The 4,506-nt window shown below is 69.0% G+C and carries 4 protein-coding genes; 3 read left to right on the forward strand and 1 reads right to left on the reverse strand.

Annotated elements, in window-relative coordinates:
• Nucleotides 1-11: 11 nt before the first annotated feature.
• Nucleotides 12-932, reverse strand: a complete 921-nt coding sequence (locus AB3X43_RS00100; protein WP_473965035.1) for a 2-hydroxyacid dehydrogenase — start codon at nt 930-932, stop codon at nt 12-14.
• A 150-nt stretch (nt 933-1,082) separates the two neighbouring features.
• On the opposite strand from AB3X43_RS00100, the gene AB3X43_RS00105 reads away from it, so the two are divergent.
• The 3 genes from AB3X43_RS00105 to AB3X43_RS00115 all read left to right on the forward strand — a co-directional run.
• The gene (locus AB3X43_RS00105) at nt 1,083-2,819 is read left to right on the forward strand and encodes an IlvD/Edd family dehydratase (RefSeq protein WP_369427867.1); all 1,737 of its coding nucleotides are present in this window, start codon (nt 1,083-1,085) and stop codon (nt 2,817-2,819) included.
• A gap of 19 nt (nt 2,820-2,838) precedes the next feature.
• On the forward strand, nt 2,839-3,594 hold the full coding sequence (locus AB3X43_RS00110) for an SDR family oxidoreductase (protein ID WP_369427868.1): 756 nt from the start codon (nt 2,839-2,841) through the stop codon (nt 3,592-3,594).
• Nucleotides 3,595-3,646: 52 nt separating this feature from the next.
• A partial coding sequence (locus tag AB3X43_RS00115; RefSeq protein ID WP_369427869.1) for a fumarylacetoacetate hydrolase family protein occupies nt 3,647-4,506 on the forward strand: 860 nt, incomplete at its 3' end.

Raw genomic sequence — 4,506 nt, forward strand, 5'->3', positions numbered from 1 at the left:
TGGCTATTCCCTCACCGACACTCCGGCACCGCCGTCACCACAGCCAAGCCCCCCGCCTTCGCCCTCAGATTCTCCGCCGCCAGCTCCGCCATCGCTTGCCGCGTCGAGTTCGTCGCACTGCCGATGTGCGGCGTCAGCACCACCTGCGGCAGCGCACGCAGCCGCGCGGGCACATTCGGCTCGTCCGCGAACACATCGAGCGCCGCGCCACCCAGCGCGCCGGATTCGAGCGCTTCGATCAGCGCCGTTTCATCGACCACCGACCCCCGCGCCACATTCACCAGCAAGCCCTGCGGCCCGAGCGCGGCCAGCACGTCGGCGTTGACCAGGTGCCGCGTGGCCGCGCCGCCCGGCGTGATGACCACCAGCACGTCACTGCGCGTCGCCAGTTCGACCAGCGAGGCGATGTGGGGATAGGGCAGTCCAGCCTTGGGCTGGCGCGTGTGGTACGCCACGGGCATGTCGAAGGCCTGCGCACGGTGTGCGATGGCCTGCCCGATCCGGCCCATGCCGACGACCCCCAGCCGCGACCCGGACAGCTTGCGCGCCAGCGGCATCGGCCCGCCGGACCAGTGCCCGTCGCGGATGTAGCGGTCCGCAGCGACGATCTGCCGCGAGCCCGCCAGCATCAGCGCCATCGCCAGATCGGCCACGTCGTCGTTCAGCACGTCCGGCGTGTGCGTCACGACCACGCCGCGCGCCTTCGCCGCCGCCACGTCGATGCCGTCATACCCGACGCCCATCACCGAGATGATCTCCAGCGCCGGCAGCCGGTCCATCAACTCGGCCGTGACCCGGGATTCGCCACCCGCCGCGATGCCGCGGATGCGCGGCGCCGCCGCCTCGAATGTGGCGGGGTCGGTCTCGTGCAGCCGGTCATGCAGCGTGAACTGTGCGCGCAGCAGCGGCTCCAGCAGCGGGCTCATCCGCATCACGGCCAAGACTTCGAAAGAGGTGTTCAAGGGGGTGGTGTGTTCGCTCAACTCAGGCTCCAAGGGATTCCACGGGGACAGTCATCATTCGTCATACCATAGTATCGACGCGCACTTTCCCCGCCCGACACGGGACTAACGAGCACGCCGATGACCACCCCGAAGAAAAAACGCCCCGAAGAACTCCGCAGCCAGCAATGGTTCGGCCGCCAGGACCGCGACGGCTTTGCGTACCGGAGCTGGGTCAAGGGCAAGGGCGTGCCGCACGACCAGTTCGACGGCCGCCCGGTCATCGGCATCTGCAACACCTTCAGCGAGCTGACGCCCTGCAACTCGCATTTCCGCACGCTGGCCGAGCAGGTCAAGATCGGCGTGTACGAGGCGGGCGGCTTTCCGCTGGAGTTCCCGGTGATGTCGCTCGGCGAGACGCTGCTGCGCCCGACCGCGATGCTCTACCGCAACCTCGCCAGCATGGACGTGGAGGAGTCGATCCGCGGCAACCCGATCGACGGCGTGGTGCTGCTGATGGGCTGCGACAAGACGACGCCGAGCCTGCTGATGGGCGCGTCGAGCGTCGATCTGCCGACCATCGGCGTCTCGGGTGGCCCGATGCTCAACGGCAAGTGGCGCGGCCAGGAACTCGGCTCGGGCACCGGCGTGTGGAGCATGAGCGAGCAGGTCCGCGCCGGCACGCTCAAGCTGCAGGACTTCTTCGAGGCCGAGAGCTGCATGCACCGCAGCCACGGCCACTGCATGACGATGGGCACCGCCAGCACGATGGCATCGATGGTCGAGGCGCTTGGCGTCGGGCTGCCGGGCAACGCGGCGTATCCGGCGGTCGATGGGCGGCGCAACGTGCTGGCGCGGCAGGCCGGGCGGCGCATCGTGCAGATGGTGCATGACGACCAGAAACTGTCGCAGATCCTCACCCGCGAGGCGTTCGAGAACGCGATCCGCACGCTCGCGGCCATCGGCGGCAGCACCAACGCGGTGATCCACCTGATCGCCATCGCCGGGCGGCTCGGCGTGCCGCTGTCGATCGACGACTTCGACCGGCTGGCCAGCGAGCTGCCGTGCCTGCTCAACCTGCAGCCCTCGGGCCAGCACCTGATGGAGGACTTCTGCTACGCGGGCGGCCTGCCGGTGGTGATGAAGGAGATCGCGCACCTGCTGCACACGGAGATCGTCACCGCCAACGGCTGCACGGTCGGCGAGAACATCGCCAGTGCCGAGAACTTCGACCCGCGCGTGATCAAGACCTTCGACGCGCCGTTCAAGGCGAACGCCGGCATCGCCGTGCTGCGCGGCAACCTCGCGCCACGCGGCGCGGTGATCAAGCCGAGCGCGGCCACCCCGGCGCTGATGCAGCACACCGGCCGCGCCGTCGTGTTCGAGGACTCGACCGACTTCCACGCCCGCATCGACGACGAGGCGCTCGACGTGGACGAGACCTGCATCCTCGTGCTGAAGAACTGCGGGCCGAAGGGCTACCCCGGCATGGCCGAGGTGGGCAACATGCCGCTGCCGCCGAAGGTGCTGCGCAAGGGCATCACCGACATGGTGCGCATCAGCGACGCCCGCATGAGCGGCACCGCCTACGGCACCGTCGTGCTGCACACCGCGCCGGAAGCGGCGGCGGGTGGCACGCTGGCCCTGGTGCAGAACGGCGACCTGATCACGCTGGATGTGGCCGGGCGCTCGCTGCACTTGCACGTCGAGGACGACGAACTCGACCGCCGCCGCGCCGCGTGGACGCCGCCGGTGCCGCCGATGGACAGCGGCTACTGGAAGCTCTACATCGACCATGTGCTCCAGGCCGACGAAGGCGCGGACCTCGATTTCCTCCGAGGCAAACGCGGCAGCGCGGTGCCCAAGGACAACCACTGAACCCCCGGAGAAACACCCCATGACCGACCGACTCCGCGGCAAGACCGCCTTCATCACCGCCGCTGGCCAGGGCATCGGCCGCGCCACCGCGCTGGCTTTCGTCCGCGAAGGCGCCCGCGTCATTGCCACCGACGTGAACGCTGCTGCGCTGGACGCGCTGGCCGCCGAATGCGGCTGCACGACGCAGGTGCTCGACGTGACCGACCCGGCCGCGATCGAGTCCGCCGCTGCGACGCATGGCCCGGTCGATGTGCTGTTCAACGGCGCCGGCTTCGTCCACGCCGGCACGGTGCTCGACTGCACCGAGGCCGAGTGGGACTTCGCGATGAACCTGAACGTGCGCTCGATGTTCCGCACGATCCGCGCCTTCGCCCCCGGCATGCTGGCCCAGGGCGGCGGCTCGGTCATCAATGTCGCGTCGGTCGCCGGCAGCCTCAAGGGCGCGCCGAACCGCTTCGTCTACGGCACCTCCAAGGCGGCGGTGATTGGCCTGACCAAGGCGGTGGCGGCGGATTTCATCACCAAGGGCGTGCGCTGCAACGCGATCTGCCCGGGCACGGTCGAGTCGCCGTCGCTGCGTGACCGCATCGATGCGCAGGCCACGGCGTCCGGTCAGACGCAGGCGCAGGTCGAAGCGGCCTTCATCGCCCGCCAGCCGATGGGCCGCCTGGGCCGTGTGGACGAGATCGCGGCACTGGCGGTTTATCTCGCCAGCGATGAATCCGCCTTCACGACCGGCACGACGCAGGTGATCGACGGCGGCTGGTCGAACTGATTCCCTGCTGCCCTGCGTCCCCCTGACTTCCTGAACCTTCTGGACTGCCACGATGAAACTCCTGCGCCACGGCCCCCGTGCCCACCCCCGCCCCGGCCTGCTCGACACCAGCGGGCAGGTCCGCGATCTTTCCGGTCTGATCGGTGACATCGCGCCGGCCACCCTCTCGCCTGCATCGCTGGCGGCTCTGGCCAGCCTGGATGTGACGACGCTGCCCGTCGTGCCGCTGGGCGAGCTGCAGGTGCCATGGACCGGTATGACCAAGTTCATCGCCATCGGCCTGAACTACGCCGACCACGCCGCCGAGTCGAACATGCCCATCCCCAAGGAGCCGATCGTCTTCACGAAGACGCTGGAGTCGGCGGTGGGCTGCAACCACGCGGTGGTGCTGCCGCAGGGCTCGGTGAAGTCGGACTGGGAGGTCGAACTCGGTGTCGTGATCGGCACGCGGGCACGTTACGTGGACGAGGCCGATGCGCTGTCGCACGTCGCCGGCTACTGCGTCATCAACGACGTGTCCGAGCGCGAGTACCAACTGGAGCGCGGCGGCACCTGGGACAAGGGCAAGGGCTGCGACACCTTCGGCCCGATCGGTCCGTGGCTGGTGACGGCCGACGAGGTGGGCGACGTGCAGAAGCTCGGCATGTGGCTCGACGTGAACGGCCAGCGCATGCAGACCGGCAGCACCGCCACGATGATCTTCAACGTCGCGCAGATCGTCAGCTACCTCAGCCGCTTCATGACGCTCAACCCCGGCGACGTGATCACCACCGGCACGCCGCCCGGCGTCGGCATGGGCAAGAAGCCGGACGCGGTGTTCCTGAAGGACGGGGACGTGATCCGCCTGGGCATCGACGGGCTGGGCGAACAGCAGCAGACGGTCCACGCCTGGAACCCGGCGTTGATCGACGC

The organism is Sphaerotilus sp. (assembly GCF_041083715.1).
Classification (GTDB): Bacteria; Pseudomonadota; Gammaproteobacteria; order Burkholderiales; family Burkholderiaceae_C; genus Sphaerotilus.